Here is a 13,401-nt window from a genome sequence, read left to right as displayed (position 1 = left end):
GGCGTGAGTCCCTACGGCGTGTACGACATGTGCGGAAACGTTTGGGAATGGTGTTTGACGGACACCAAACCCGGCAGGCATGAACTGAAGGGCGGCGCGTGGACCGGCCCGTTTACCAGGGCAACTCCCTCGTCATTCAATGACGTTTCGGCGACGATGCGGGACGATGACACAGGCTTCAGGTGCGCTGTCGCTGCGGACGCCTTGGAGGAGTTGCTTCGCCGCTAGCGACGACGTGATACCGCTCGATCGCGGCGGACAGGCAAAGGTTGTGCTGTCCCACCTGTCCTACCTGTCCCTCACCCATATGTGATCTGCGGAAACAGGTGGGACAGGTCGAGATACCCACTGTCCCACCTGTCCCAGCTCGGGAGGGCAAAGGAGCGGCTGCACCCGGTTGGGGGTGGTGCTGACCAGCGGGAAAGTGTCCCTGTACGGATTTTGATCTTGATAGCTAGGACGGATGTCCGTGGTCTGTGTCCGCGTCAGCCCGCACATGGGCTGGTCGCGCGTGCACTCGTTGGACGGGCGAGCGTAAGACGCTGTGCTGCGTGGCGCGGCAGGAGGCCGTATGGCGGACGCTGAGAGCGCCGTACATGGCTCGAAGTCGTGGCGCCGGTGTGGTGAGGTGGTCGCGGGGAATGTGGATCACCCCCCACCGGGTACAGCCGCTCTTGATGGTTCGTCCTGTGTTTCGCCCAATGCGCGCCCAAAGTGCGCCGCGTGCTTGCACTGATCTCGTGAACGGGCAGGTCAGACCGGGTGTCGCGCGGAGTAGACGACTTCCCTTAAAAGGATCACAGTACGGGTTCGAATCCCGTCGGGGGCACCATCTGGCATGTGGTGCCTGAACAGGCATTTTGCGCCTCCTTCGCGTGGCTCCATCACCCCTTTCGGAGGTACTTGCTACCTCCGAAAGATGTGGGGAGGGGAGCCGGAGAGTAACCAGAAGTCGATCTTGGTCACCGTTCGGGTCGCTGAGCTGGGTGATCTTGCTCGGTTGCCGTAGCAGCAGGTCAGGGGGCCTGGGGGTGCATCCAGCGGTGCCGCATCCTCGACCGCGGGTTCGTTTGGCTCCGGCGTGTCGCGTCATGTGGTGTTCGTCACGAGCTTCAGTTCACCGCTGCGACGCATCCTGCTCCGGACTTAACTCGTTCGGGTAACACTCAGCTGGGTTAAGCGCGATCATGTGGTGACTGATCGTGTGAACGATCGGCGTCAAAGCCGTCGTGAGGGTGGTGGCCCGTTCCCCATGCGAGCGTCTCTGCGTGACGTCCTCTTGCTTCAGCCCGAGTGGAGTTCGAAGAACACGCCCGCCATGCAGGAGCGGGGTCGGCTGATCCGACGCGAAGTCCCGCACTGGCTGCGTGACAGGTTGCCCGCAGTCACGCGAAACGCACCGGTCGAGATCGATGACTGGCAGGTCGAACCGAGTGACGGCACAGGGCTCAAGAACGAGATTCCGTGGGTGCGGGTGCACTCTGCCGGCCGCTCGCCCTCCGCGACTCTCGGGTGGTACGTCGTCTATCTGTTCGCGGCTCAGGGTGACCGCGTCTACCTGTCGTTGATGCAGGGCGCCAGCCGCTGGGAGAACGGCGAGTTCCGTCCTCGGCCTCGGTCGGAGCTCCGTCAGCGCGCAGAGTGGGCACGTGAGGCGTTGGCTGATCGCCTGCTTGCGCGTGCCGACCTGGTCGAGAAGATCGAGCTCAACGCCCGCAAGTCGAAGCTCGGGCCGGCTTACGAGGCAGGCACCGTTGTCGCGTTCGAATACTCACGGGACGAGCTGCCCTCCGACGAGGTGCTCGGGAATGACTTGAGTTTTCTCGTGTCTGTCCTGAGCCATCTCTACGAACTGGATCCTCCAGGTGAAGTGGCGCCGGAGATCGCCGACGCGGTGATCAACGCCGAACGCTCAGCGGGTCGGGCGCGGCGCGGACAGGGCCTTCACCTCAGTGCGGCGGAACGTGTTGCGGTCGAACGTCGCGCGGTTGCTGTGGCGACCGGTTACCTCGAAGAGCAGGGCTATCAGGTCGTCGACGTCGGCGCGACCGAGTCTTACGATCTCGATGCCCGGCGTGGCGAGGAACACCTGTTCGTCGAGGTCAAGGGCACCACGACCGTGTGGTCGAGCAGTGGCTCGGAGATCATCGTGACGAAGAACGAGGTCGATCTTCACCTGCGCGAGTACCCGAACAACATGCTGCTGATCATCAGTCAGATCGTGCTCGATCGCTCTGTCACGCCGCCGTCGGCGTCGCGCGGCGAGCTGCGGGTCATTCACCCGTGGCGAGTCGAGTTGCCCAACCTCACGCCGGTGACCTATCGGTACCTCGTGGGGGAGTAGCAACCCCGGTCACCAGGTCGGGCGGGCCGTCACGCCGCCGTCGACGACCAGGTCATGACCGGTGATCCACGACGCCAGGTCGCTCGCCAGGAACACGCACGCGTTGCCGATGTCCTCGGGCGTGCCCAACCGCCCCAACGGCGCCGCCGCCTCCCACCGCGCAACGCCTTCGGGCCACTGCTCGGCGATGCCGGGACGAGTGATCAGGCCCGGCGACACGGTGTTCACGCGGATGCCGCGCGGCCCGTACTCCAGGGCCGCCGCACGGGCGTGCATGATCAGGGCGGCTTTCGAGGCGGCGTAGTGGGCGTGGCCCGGCGCCGGGTGCGAGCCCTCGATGGACGCGATGTGCGTGATCGAGCTGACATGGCAACGCACCGCCGCCTGGGTGACGGCGAACGGGGCAGTCAGGTTGGTGTCCACAACGGACTGCCACTGCGCAGCTGTCATGTCCGGCAACGGTTCTACGGGCTGCACGCCTGCGTTGTTGACGACCGCGTCCAGTCGGCCGTGCAGGTCGAAGGCGTCGGAGACCACACGTGCAGCCGAGGTGCGCAGGTCGCCGTCCGTGAGGCCGCGGTGGCGGACGACCACGGCGCCCGCGGCCTCGAACCTCGACGCGATGCCCGCGCCCACACCGCCGCCCGCGCCGGTGACCAGGACGACCTTGCCGCTGAGATCGATCACGAGACGATGCCCTCCAGCCGTTCGACCAACCACGGCACGATCTCACCCCGGCCCGCCACGAAGCCGTCGCGGCCGACGTCGACGAACTCACCGCCGGCTGCGCGGACGAGCACCGCGCCCGCCGCCACGTCCCACGGGTGGATGCCCAGGTTCGCCGCCGCGTCCGCCCTGCCCGCCGCGACCCAGGCGAGCGACAGCGCGGTCACGTAGACGCGGCGCACGTCGGCGATGGTCATCAGTTCGCCCAGCAGTTCCATCTCACCGCGGTAAGGACTGCCCGGCAACGGGATGTCGGTCAGCACGAGGGGCCGCGGGCTCACACCCGGAGTGATCGTCAGGCCGGACGAGCGGACCGAGAAAGGCACGTCCACGGCCGCGGTGAACAGCTCGTCGCGGAACGGGTCGAGCACGCAGCCCGCCACCAGGGAGCCGTCGACGCCGGCCGCGACCGAGATGCACGACAACGGGATTCCGCGCACGAAGTTCCGCGTGCCGTCGATCGGGTCGACGTACCAGGTGATCCGCGCGGAATCCGACCCGAGTTCCTCACCGACCACCGCCGAGCCGGGGGCGCCTGCCGTCAGCGAAGCGCGCAGGAACGTCTCGACCTCCAGATCGGCCGAGCTGACCTGGTCGAACGTGCCCTTCGGCGAAACGTCGACGCGAGCCTCGTGCAGCAGCTTGGCGGCGTCCAGGCACGACTGCGCGGCCAGAGTGAGCAGATCCCCAGGGGTCACGCGGCCCATTGTCATCTGTCACGAACACGACCGGATGGGTCTGGGCAACGTCCCGCGCGTGTCGGTGACCTGAGCCACAGGCCTGTCGTGCCGCCGACTCGCGCAGGAGCCGCAGCCCCTCCTCGGACGGCGCCTGGCCGGACCCGAGCACGGCGGCGAACGCCCGCAGCGCGTGCTCGGTGCCGCGCGCGATGTCGCCGGGCAGCTCCTCCGCGGGCAGGCTGCTGGTACGCGGGCACCCGTTCGACGATCTCCGCGGCGAGCCGTTCGGCCACTGGACGCCCGCCGATCACCTAGGACATCAACCGATTCCGACGGCTATCGAGGCCCGCGGCGGGGTTCGTTCGCGCAGCGGACCTTGCCAGGGCAGCCGCGCAGCAGCTTCACGACGGGCGGCCGGGTGATCCGCTCCGGTGCGTGCGCGGCGCTGCCCGGCCACTTCACCGAGATGGCCATGGACGACGCGTTGTTGTCGTAGTTCTTCTCCTGCAGCACGCGGTCCGGGTTGGCGACCGTGACGACGTCGTAGACCCCGGAGGCGACGCCGGTGAGGTCGAGCCACTGGAACTCCACCCGGTACTTGTAGTCGTCGCCCTTGCCGACGGAGATCCCGAAGAACACGTCCAGCGCTTCCGGGTTGTGGTGCTGGCACTTGTGGCCGTCGAGCTCGTACGCGAGCGCGCCGGTGTGGCTGTCGCGGTCGCCTGGCAGGTGGGCCAGCGATCCCGCGTCGACGTTGGTGTAGCGGTCGCCCAGGCAGAAGCCGTTCTTGCGGTCGGTCACGACCGTGTCGCCGGTCGGGGTTCGCAGCTGGAAGTACTCGAAGCCCATCAGGTGCCAGTGCTCGTGGGCGGCGGCCGGTTCGTAGTACGACCAGGTGGAGGTGTGGTGCTGGGCCGCTCCGAACGTCATCGGGATCGGTCCGTCTACATCGGACTGAATTGCCTGACGCACGGCCATGCGCGGCTGGGCGGTACTGTCGCGGTGGGCGTGCACGAGGAACGGTCCATCGCCGATGTTGTCCACCGAAGTGGTGAACCTGAGGCGCACCGCCTTGATGTCGCCCTCTTCGACGCACGGGCCACCCGGTGAGGACGGGTCGGTCACCATGCAGACGTCCCAGGCGTCGCATTTGCTTGCGTCGCCGTCGAATCCGCCCGGACAGCCGACGGGAGCCTGCCTCAGGTCGGGCAGCATCGGGGTGGCGGCGTGGGATGACGCGGTGAGGGCGGCAGTGGTGATCACGGTGACGATCACCGCGACGGGTCTCTTGAACACCGTCACACATTAGTTGCGCCGCAACGGTTTCAGGTGCCACCGCTGCAGAGACTCACCCGATCGACTGACAGGGCAACGGAAACAGGCGTGCCGAGAACTAGTGTGCGGCCGGTGACAAGAGGCTCCATCACCCTCGTGTGCGGCACGAGGCCGGAACTGATCAAGCTCGCTCCGCTCATCCGCCGGTTCGGCAAGGACGCCGCCGTCGTCTACACAGGACAGCACTACGACCAGTCGATGTACTCGCGCATCCGCCAGGACATCGCGGAACCGGGCAGCTTCGTCGAGCTCGGTGTCGGCGGCGGACGCCGGGGTGCTCAGCTGGGAAATGCCGTGGCGGCACTGGACGCGCACTTCGCCGAAGAGCCACCCGGTGTGGTGATCGTGCAGGGTGACACCACCTCCGCGCTCGCGGGTGCGTTGGCCGCCAACGCGAACGACGTGCCGCTGGTGCACGTCGAGGCAGGCTTGCGCAGCTACGACCGCGCGATGCCGGAGGAGCACAACAGGGTCGCCATCGACCACCTCGCTGACCTGTGCTGCGCGCCGACGCCGATCAACTTCACCAACCTGGTCGCGGAAGGCGTTGCCGCGGACCGGATCACGGTCACCGGCAACACGGTCGTGGAAGCGCTGGAGGAAGCCCTTCCCGCCGCCGACGAGTCGCGGAGACTGATCGCCGGACTGGGGCTCAAAGCGGATTCGTACGTGCTCGCCACGATCCACCGGCCGGAGAACGTGGACTGCCAGGAGAACCTCGGCACGATCCTCGGTGAGCTCGCCCAGCTGCCGTTGCCCGTCGTGCTGCCACTGCACCCGCGCACCGCGAAGCAGGTCGCCGCGTTCGGCCTCGGCCGGTTGCTCGCCGGGCTGCACGTCCTCGAACCCCAGTCGTACAAGGACTTCCTGTCACTGGCTCGCTGGGCCGCCGTGCTCGTCTCCGACTCCGGTGGCGTGCAGGAGGAGGTCAGCGTCCTCAAACGGCCGGTCGTCGTGGTCCGCCGTAGCACCGAACGGCCCGAGATCGAGGGCACGTTCGGCACGCTCGTGCCGCCGGGCCCCCGAGTGCGGGCCGAGGTGCTCAAGTGGCTCGACGACGTGAGCGGGCACCGCACCCGGCTGGCCGGCATCGCGTCGCCCTACGGCACCGGTTCGCCGTCCGGGCTCATCGAGGCAGCGGTGCGCAAAATGGTCTCCGACACCCGGTTCGCCAGTCCGACGCTCGAGTTCCAGCTCGTCACCGAGGGATAGACGTGCGCGGTGGTGGCGAGCAGCAGCCGCGTGCCCGCCACCTCCACCGCCGGCTGCTGGGCGAGATATCCCACGGGGTACACCGGTTCCACGAACGGAGCGCGGAAGACGTGCACCTCTTCGACGTCCGCGCCGGGGTGCAGCGACCGCAGCTGCTCGGTCCACCTGGCCGCGATCGTGCGCTCGTCCTCGGCGAACAGCGCGGAATCCCGGTCGGTGTAACGCATGACGTACGCGAGGTGCCGCCCGTCGACCGGCCCGGTCAGCGGAGACATCTCGACGACGCCGTCGAACTCGGTGCCCGAACGCAGCACCGGAGTCCAGTAGTGGCCGGACAACGGCTGCCGCAGCACGAACAACGCGTTCACGACGCCCTGGTACCGCAGGTTCACCCAGGGCAGCAGCGGTGCCAGTTCGGCGTCGGCCACCTGCCGCAACGCGGGCAACGGCAACGTGGACACGATCCGATCGGCCTCGATCGTCTCGCCGTCGAGCTCGACCATCCCGTCCCGCACCACCCGGACCGGAGCGGACGTCCGCACGATCCCGCCGTGCGCCTCGATCGAGGCCCGCAGCGCGTCGATGATCGACTTGTAACCGCCGCGCGGGTAGCCGCGCACGGCGACGTTGCGCTCCCGGCCCAGCCGCTGCCACAGGTACAGCGCGGGCACGTCGCCGAACGCCGCGCCGAACTTCGACCCGAACAGAGGACCGAAGAGATCACGCCAGACCCGGTCGCCGTACAGGCCGCGCAACCAGTCCTCGGTGCGCAGGTTGTCGAGGTCCTTGCCCTTGCCGAGCCTGCGCAGCAACACCGACACCGCACCGAACCGGACCCGGTCGACGACACCCAATGCGGTGAACCTCACCAGGTCCAGCGCGGAGTTGAACGGGTAGTGGCGCCCCTCGACGATCATGCCCATGCTGGTGCGCTCCCAGCGGACGTCGTCGCGCACCCCGACTTCTCCCAGCAGGCCCAGCAGATCCTCGTCCGTCGGCATGACGCAGTGGTAGAAGCGCTCCAACCACCTGCCGTGCCAAGGGAAGAACGTGCCAAGACCGCCGAGCTGGCCGGTGCTCTCCAGCACCGTCACGGCGACGCCCGCGCGGGCGAGGCGGTGCGCCACGACGAGGCCGCAGATGCCGCCGCCGATCACCACTGCGCTCATCACAGCTCCCGGTACGGGGCCGGGGTGAGCCGGTCGCGCGCCAGCAGCCGGACGTACTGGACGATCGTGTGACGCAGCTTCAGCTTGCTCGGGCCCTGCTTGCGGTCGTAGCGCAGCTCCAGCGGCACCTCGGTGATCACCGGATGGCAGTGCCTGAGCTTGAGCAGAAGCTCGACCATGCAGGCGAAACCGCGCTCCTCGACGAGCCGCTCGCCCCAGTGCGTGCACGCGCGGGTGAGCAGGCTGACCCGGTAGGCGCGGAAGCCGCTCGTGAAGTCGTGCACTTCGACCAGCCCGAGCACGCGGCGGAACAGCACGGCGGCGCCACGCGACAGCATCCGGCGGAACGGCGGGGCTGTCTTGTCGTCACCGCCGTCGACGAAGCGGGAGCAGATCACCACGTCGGATCCGGCGAGGATCTCGTTGCCCAGCTTGGTGATGAGCGCGGGGTCGTGCGTGTCGTCGGCGTCCATGACGACGATGAAGTCGTCTTCGTCGGCATCGTTCAGCGCGGCCTTCAGTCCGGTTTGGACGGCCTGACCGAGGCCGAGGTTCACCTGGTGGCGCACCACTCGGACGTCCAGCCCCGCCACGTCGGCGACGTCGACCACGTCGCCGGTCCCGTCCGACGACCCGTCGTCGACGACCCACGCCGTGACCCGCTCGGTGCGGCCGACCTCGGCGATGCGGCGCAGCAACGACGGCAGCGACACGGCCTCGTTGTAGGCGGGCAGCACGACGTGCGCCCGGCCGCGAACGGGCGCGGTGACCGTTGCGGCGGGTCTTGGACCGGGCGTCGGCGAGGTGTGGACCTCGCGTCCGGCGACTGACATGGAGCCCCCATTTCATCGGGTCTCAGTGCGGCGGCCAGAATTATTCGCACGCCCGGACTTAAATTGCGGGCGGCCCCTGGCTGACTTTCGCTCGGCGGTGGGGAGCGGAAGGCTCGACTGATTTCGGATGTAATTCGAAAGGGGTACAAGTGTTCCTCGAACGGGTGACGACGGGGCTTGTTGCCGTCATTCTCGGGACATTTTCCTGCCAGATGATCTCGATCGGGTGAATTCGGATGAGACAAAGCGCTGAGGCGGAGTCGCGCGTGGGTCTTCCCCTGGACGAGTGGTTCGCGGGAGAGCTGACCACGCCGATGGAGCCCGTCCGTGACGGGACGCGTCCACGCGGTCTGCTCGGCCGGGTGAACGGGGTGGCGGTACTGCTGGTCGTGGTCGACGCGGTCGCGTTGTTCACGACGGCGTCGACCACCGCGTTGAACGCGGCCGCGATGGTGGTGCTCGCGGGCGCGCTGCTCGGCGTGCGGGTATCGGGGCGGGTCTACCGCAGGCGGCTGCAGCTGTCGTGGCTGCACGACCTGCCGCGCTCGCTCGCCACGACGGCGATCGCGTTCGCGGCAGTGGGCGTGCTGCTGTTGGTCGGCGGCTGGCCACCGGAGGTGTTGTTGCAGCTCAAGGCGGCTGTCGTCGCCTTCACCCTGGTGGGCGAGCCGGCCAGGCTGGTGGTGTTCGCGTTCGGGCGGTGGTGCCGTCGCCGGTTCGACTGCTGCGACCGGACGATCGTGATCGGCGCGGGCAGGGTCGGCACGGACCTCGCCGAGGTCATGCTGCGCCACCCCGAGTACGGCCTGCGTCCCGTCGGGTTCATCGACCCCGACCCGCCGGGCGACCGCAAACTGCCGGTCGGCCTGCTGCGCGACGACCTGGCCACCGCGATCGACCGGCTCGGCGTGGGCACCGTAGTGATCGCGTTCTCGCAGGCCGTCGACTCACCGCTGGTCGACGCGGCCGTGACAGCGCATCGGCTCGGCTGCTCGACGCTCGTCGTGCCGAGGATGTTCGAGCTGCACCAGGACGGGCCCGACGTCGAACGACTGCGCAGCTACCCGTTGCTGCGGCTGAGCACCGCGCCGACCGCCAGGCCGACGTGGTGGATCAAGCGCCTGGTCGAGCGGTCGCTCGCGCTGCTCGCGCTGGTACTGCTCTCGCCGGTCATCGGGCTGTGCGCGCTCGCGGTGCTGCTGGAGAGCGGCCGGCCGATCATGTTCAAGCAGATCCGCGTCGGCATGGACGACCAGAAGTTCGTGATCTACAAGCTGCGCAGTGTCCGGCAGACCGGTGTGGACGACTCGGACGTCCGGTGGTCGGTGGTGGGCGACTCGCGGGTCGGGCCCGTCGGCGGGTTCCTGCGCCGCACCTCGCTCGACGAGCTGCCGCAGCTGTGGAACATCCTGCGCGGCGACATGTGCATTGTCGGGCCGCGGCCGGAAAGGCCGGGTTTCGTTCGCCAGTTCTCCGCGATCCACGAACTATACTGGGCGCGCCATCGAGTACCCACCGGATTGACCGGGCTCGCCCAGGTCCACGGATTGAGGGGGGACACCTCGATCGTGGACAGATCTCGGTACGACAACTACTACATCGCGAACTGGTCGCTGTGGCTGGACGTCAAAATCGTGCTGTTGACGGTGGGTGAGCTGTGTTGCCGAAGGAATCGCTGACAGGTCGGGCACTGGCACGGTCTCTGGTGGCACTGCTGGTGTTCACCACGACCGCCTGTACGTTCCTGCCGGTCGACGAGAGAGCGGCGCAGGAGAGCCTCGCTCCGCCGGAACCGTCGATCGTCAGCGGTCCGCCGCCGAAACCGCTCGCGCCGTGCGCGTGGTGGTACGGCATCGGCGCGAAACCCACGTCGCTCCAGCTCAAGTTCGCCGCACAGCACTTCGGCCTCGTGGTGCTGAACTCGTGGGAGACGGCTGCCCTCAAGCGGCTGCGCCAGCTGAACCCCAAGGTGAAAGTGCTGGTGTACAAGGACTTCTCCAGCACCCGCAACTATCCGGGCACCGTCGACAACGGCATCGACGCGAAGTACCTGCCGACCGGGCTCGGGTACGTCGCCACGGAGAAGGCGCACCCGGAGTGGTTCGCCGTCGACACCGCCGACCAGCGGATCGAGTGGAGTGGTTACGAGAAGCACTGGCAGATGACGGTGTGGACCGAGGCCTACCAACGCGCGTGGACGACGGCGGTCGTCGAGGAGGTCGTCCGCGAGGGCTGGGACGGAGTGCTGGCGGACAACGACTTCAGCTCGTTGAGGTTCTACTCGCCGGCCTTGCTCAAGGGCACCGCCGACGTCGAGGCCACCGACCGGCTGCTGCGCGACGGCTTCGACTCGTTCCTCGGCATCGCCGGTGACGAGCTGCAGAAGGCGGGGAAGATGCTGGTTCCCAACGTGTCCGAGTCGCACCTGCGACCGGGCAGGTGGACCGCGCACTCCCGGTACGACGGGGCGATGGAGGAGAACTTCGGGCTGCGCGACGACGGCGGCAACGGCGAGCTGCTCACGTTCCGCGGCAACGAGTGGAAGGAACTGCGCGCCCAGGCCGCGCTCGGCGAGTCCTGGCTGTTGCTGGTCACGCACACCGCCAGCCCGCGCGAGGAACGCGTCGGTTACGCCACGGCGGCGCTGCTCGCCGGGCCGTACACGTGCTGGAACGGTGCGGCTCCCGACTACGAGAACCCGGCGTGGTCGCAGTACCAGGAGGCCGGGCTCGGCGAGGCGGTCGAGACGGCGAACCGGTTGCCCAACGGGTTGTGGACGCGTGGCTTCAGCAACGGCTGGGTGGCGGTGAACCCGACCGGCAATCCGGCTCAGGTGACGCCGCCCGCCGGGTTGGTGGACATCAACGGGGTGCCGGTGCCGGGGCCGTTCGAGCTGCCCGGCGCGGACGCCAAGGTGCTCGTCAAGCCGAAAGCCGTGCCCACCACTCCACCGGTCAAGCCGACGAAACCGGCAGAGACCGGCTGAGGCCGCGGTACAGCTCCAGGTGCCGCCCAGCGCACACCTCGGGGCTGAAGCGCTCCTTCGCCCGCTCGGCCAGGAGCCGGCCCGTCCAGGCCGGGTCCAGGTCGGCGAAGAGCGCGCGCAGTTGCTTGGCCAGCGAGGCCGCGTCACCCGGCGAAGCGAGGCGGAGCGCGGTGCCCGGCACGTCGAGCATGTCCGCGACGCCGCCGGTGTCCGTTGCCACCACCGGCTTCCCCGCCGCCATCGCCTCGGCGACGACGAGCGGCTGCTGTTCCATTGTGGACGGCAGCACCAACGCGTCGTGCTTGCGCAGCAGCTCCGGCACGTCCGCGCGGAAGCCGAGGAACTCGACGGGGAGGCCTTCCGCGAGCCGTTCGCACCTGGCGCGCAGCGGGCCGTCACCGACGACGGTGAGCGTCGCGTCCGGCGGCATCGCACGTGGCAGTGCTTCCAGCAACGTGGGCAAGCCCTTGCGTTCCACCAGAAGACCGACGAACAACAGGTGGCGCACCGGCGTGGCGGGCGGCTCGGCGGCGCCGATCGGGACGCAGTTGTCGATGTGTGCGATGCGGTGGGCGGGCACGCGCAATCGTTCGCGGAGGAACTTGCCCATCGCGGGTGAGGGCACGACCGTGCGGTCGACGCGGCGTGCGACGAGGGCATCCGCGGCGAGCACGGTCATCGTGTACGTCGATGGTCTCGGTGCCCGTGCGGCGCCGCGGAACCACGGCTCGGTCACGTCGTCCGGCACGCCGTGGTAGGTGTGCACGACCGGGATGTCGCCGAGCCCGGCGCAGACGAGGCCGCTGCGGCGGTCCTGCGCGTGCACGACGTCCGGTTGCCACGCCCGCAGCGCCGCGCGGGCCTGCCGGCTTGCGCGCAGATCACCCTTGTGCGGCACGGTGACCTCCTCGTGCTCGACGAGCTGCGCGTCGCGGGCGGGAACCGGGCCGAACACCTTGACCTCGGCCTCGCCACCGGCCTGCAGCGCTGCGGCGAGCCGGACTGCGACGTCGACCGGGCCACCCCGGTCCTGGGTCAGCAGGTACGCGACCCTCACCGGGCATCTCCTTCGAGCTTCTCCACGAGCGTGATGATCTGGTCGGTCATGCGGGCGCTGTCGAACAACGTCTCGGCACGCCGGCGTCCGGCACGGCCTTCCCGGTCCGCGAGCGACGGGTCGGCGAGCCGTGCCACGAGTGCTTGAGCGAGTGCGGCCACGTCCTCCTTCGGGACGACGGCCCCTGCTGACCCGAGGCTCTGCCGTACGCCGTCCACGTCGAACGCCACGACGGAACGACCGCAGGCCATGGCTTCCAGCGCGACCAGGGCCATGCCCTCGGCACGTGACGGCAGGACGACGACGTCAGCGGCGGCGTAGAAGTCTGTGGTGGCGTCGCTGCGACCCCACCACAGGACGGACTCCTGGTCCTGCTGCCATTCAGTCCTCATTGGACCGTCGCCGACCAGCACCAGCTGGGCGTCGGGGACGTTCGCGAGCACCTTCGGCCAGGCGGCGAGCAGGAGGTCCTGGCCCTTCTGTGGTGCCAACCGGCCGACGCACACCACCGTCGGCCGTTCCGGCAGCCCGAGCCGTTGGCGTGCCGCGGTTCGGTCTGCCGGGCGCAGTCGCGTGGTGTCGACGCCGTTGCACACGACCTCGGCCGGTGCGGTCACTCCTGCCGCGCGTCCGGAGGCGAGTTCGTCGTCACTCACGCACACCAGCTGGTGCGTCCACCGCGAGGCGAACGCTTCCCAGCGCACGCACGCCCGTCGCAGCAGACCCTCTGAGAGGCGGAACGACCACAGGTGCGGCTGGAAGATCGTCGTGATCCGGCCGCGCACCGCGAGCCTGCCGGTCAGCCCGGCCTTCGAGCTGTGCAGGTGCACGATGTCGGGACGCAGGTCTTTCAGCAGCTTGCGCAGCTTGTGCGTTTCTCGCGGGGTGGCCGGTCCTGGTGAGCGGGTCGCGTGCCACGCGTGGGTGTGGATCTGAGTGGGGAGCCAGCCGTGCGGCGGGCACACCACGTGCACGTCCCACCCGGCGGCCTGTTGTGCCAGCGCGAGATCGAGGACCACCTTGGCGACGCCCGCCTCGACCGGCTGCGTCACGTGCACG

The 13,401-nt window shown here is 68.7% G+C and carries 12 protein-coding genes; 5 read left to right on the top strand and 7 right to left on the bottom strand.

From position 1 onward, the window contains the following. Positions 1 to 27: 27 nt before the first annotated feature. Both JOD27_RS45310 and JOD27_RS28205 read left to right on the top strand, forming a co-directional pair. The gene (locus JOD27_RS45310; protein WP_372441751.1) at positions 28 to 228 is read left to right on the top strand and encodes an SUMF1/EgtB/PvdO family nonheme iron enzyme; all 201 of its coding nucleotides are present in this window, start codon (positions 28 to 30) and stop codon (positions 226 to 228) included. A gap of 1,024 nt (positions 229 to 1,252) precedes the next feature. Continuing rightward, positions 1,253 to 2,344, top strand: coding sequence for an MrcB family domain-containing protein (locus tag JOD27_RS28205; protein ID WP_275591807.1), 1,092 nt, complete (start codon positions 1,253 to 1,255; stop codon positions 2,342 to 2,344). Between the two features lie 9 nt (positions 2,345 to 2,353). On the opposite strand, the gene JOD27_RS28200 is transcribed toward JOD27_RS28205, so the two are convergent. The 3 genes from JOD27_RS28200 to JOD27_RS46835 form a co-directional block, all read right to left on the bottom strand. Further along, positions 2,354 to 3,031 carry an SDR family NAD(P)-dependent oxidoreductase gene (locus JOD27_RS28200; RefSeq protein ID WP_204765291.1) on the bottom strand — a complete coding sequence of 226 codons (678 nt, stop codon included), beginning with the start codon at positions 3,029 to 3,031 and terminating at the stop codon, positions 2,354 to 2,356. After that, positions 3,028 to 3,768 (bottom strand): inositol monophosphatase family protein, encoded by a 741-nt coding sequence (locus tag JOD27_RS28195; protein WP_204765290.1) that lies wholly within the window; start codon positions 3,766 to 3,768, stop codon positions 3,028 to 3,030. Before JOD27_RS28195 ends, JOD27_RS28200 begins: the two co-directional genes overlap by 4 nt. A 318-nt stretch (positions 3,769 to 4,086) precedes the next feature. Further along, positions 4,087 to 5,046 (bottom strand): lysyl oxidase family protein, encoded by a 960-nt coding sequence (locus JOD27_RS46835; RefSeq protein WP_307830359.1) that lies wholly within the window; start codon positions 5,044 to 5,046, stop codon positions 4,087 to 4,089. Between the two features lie 111 nt (positions 5,047 to 5,157). Between JOD27_RS46835 and wecB the strand changes: the two genes are divergently transcribed. Further along, positions 5,158 to 6,297, top strand: a complete 1,140-nt coding sequence (gene wecB, locus JOD27_RS28185) for a non-hydrolyzing UDP-N-acetylglucosamine 2-epimerase (protein ID WP_307830358.1) — start codon at positions 5,158 to 5,160, stop codon at positions 6,295 to 6,297. Here wecB and JOD27_RS28180 read toward each other — a convergent pair. Together JOD27_RS28180 and JOD27_RS28175 are read right to left on the bottom strand one after the other, a co-directional pair. Continuing rightward, on the bottom strand, positions 6,186 to 7,466 hold the full coding sequence (locus JOD27_RS28180; protein WP_204765288.1) for an FAD-dependent oxidoreductase: 1,281 nt from the start codon (positions 7,464 to 7,466) through the stop codon (positions 6,186 to 6,188). The genes wecB and JOD27_RS28180 overlap by 112 nt on opposite strands. Then, complete coding sequence (locus tag JOD27_RS28175) at positions 7,466 to 8,299, bottom strand: glycosyltransferase (protein WP_204765287.1); 834 nt, start codon at positions 8,297 to 8,299, stop codon at positions 7,466 to 7,468. Before JOD27_RS28175 ends, JOD27_RS28180 begins: the two co-directional genes overlap by 1 nt. 266 nt (positions 8,300 to 8,565) lie before the next feature. On the opposite strand from JOD27_RS28175, the gene JOD27_RS28170 reads away from it, so the two are divergent. Continuing rightward, on the top strand, positions 8,566 to 9,978 hold the full coding sequence (locus tag JOD27_RS28170) for a sugar transferase (protein WP_307830357.1): 1,413 nt from the start codon (positions 8,566 to 8,568) through the stop codon (positions 9,976 to 9,978). A 26-nt stretch (positions 9,979 to 10,004) separates the two neighbouring features. Further along, positions 10,005 to 11,285 carry a putative glycoside hydrolase family 15 protein gene (locus JOD27_RS28165; protein ID WP_307830356.1) on the top strand — a complete coding sequence of 427 codons (1,281 nt, stop codon included), beginning with the start codon at positions 10,005 to 10,007 and terminating at the stop codon, positions 11,283 to 11,285. Here the strand turns inward: JOD27_RS28165 and JOD27_RS28160 are convergent. Together JOD27_RS28160 and JOD27_RS46830 are read right to left on the bottom strand one after the other, a co-directional pair. Next, on the bottom strand, positions 11,254 to 12,342 hold the full coding sequence (locus tag JOD27_RS28160) for a glycosyltransferase family 4 protein (protein ID WP_204765285.1): 1,089 nt from the start codon (positions 12,340 to 12,342) through the stop codon (positions 11,254 to 11,256). The two genes, JOD27_RS28165 and JOD27_RS28160, sit on opposite strands and share 32 nt — an antisense overlap. Continuing rightward, positions 12,339 to 13,394, bottom strand: a complete 1,056-nt coding sequence (locus tag JOD27_RS46830) for a glycosyltransferase (RefSeq protein WP_307830355.1) — start codon at positions 13,392 to 13,394, stop codon at positions 12,339 to 12,341. Before JOD27_RS46830 ends, JOD27_RS28160 begins: the two co-directional genes overlap by 4 nt. Positions 13,395 to 13,401 lie beyond the last annotated feature (7 nt).

The sequence above is a fragment of the Lentzea nigeriaca genome (assembly GCF_016907955.1).
In the GTDB taxonomy this organism is placed as follows: domain Bacteria; phylum Actinomycetota; class Actinomycetes; order Mycobacteriales; family Pseudonocardiaceae; genus Lentzea; species Lentzea nigeriaca.
This window is presented reverse-complemented; position numbering and strand designations above follow the sequence as displayed.